The 600-nt window shown below is 45.3% G+C and carries 1 protein-coding gene; it reads left to right on the top strand.

Features of this window, described 5'->3' with window-relative positions:
- Nucleotides 1-193: 193 nt before the first annotated feature.
- On the top strand, nucleotides 194-600 hold a 407-nt coding region (bamD, locus tag ACTXGO_RS15865; protein ID WP_443575199.1), incomplete at its 3' end, for an outer membrane protein assembly factor BamD.

Raw genomic sequence — 600 nt, 5'->3', positions numbered from 1 at the left:
GTCCTACATTTTATTGTACAAAGTTATCGATATTTTGCTGTATGCTATGGCACTATAATGCACACACTTAAGCTTGTGCGATATACACTATACCTATAGGCAATCATAGCGCTCATAAGCTGCGCCCTTATTATCACTTTATTATATGCATATAGCATCAAGTCTATTATGCGTTTTGTGTCGGAGAAGAAGTATGCACGTTGCTCGCAATACGATGATCAAACTGTCCTCAATAACAGTGCTGGCACTCAGTGTCAATTTGGTCGGTTGTCAGACCTTTAAGAACTTAACGGGTAATGATGTGGATGCGGTAGCCACCGCTGAAAGATCTGAGCAAGGCTACTATAGCGATGCGATTGAAAAGATAAACAAAGGTCGCTACACTCAAGCGGTAGAAGACTTAAGCAACTTACGCACCTTTTACCCAACAGGGCAATATGCCGAACAAGCCCTGCTTGATACTATGTACGCGCAGTACGAGGCGGGCGAGTACGAGTCAGCTGCTAGTAGTGCTGATCGCTTTATCAGCCTCTACCCCTCCAACCCGCAAGTGAGCTATGCCTACTATGTACGCGGCGTGGCCAATATGCAAGGGCCATC

It is taken from the genome of Psychrobacter sp. T6-1 (assembly GCF_052258445.1).
The sequence above is the reverse complement of the archived record's forward strand: the minus strand, read 5'-3'. Positions and strand labels throughout refer to the sequence as shown.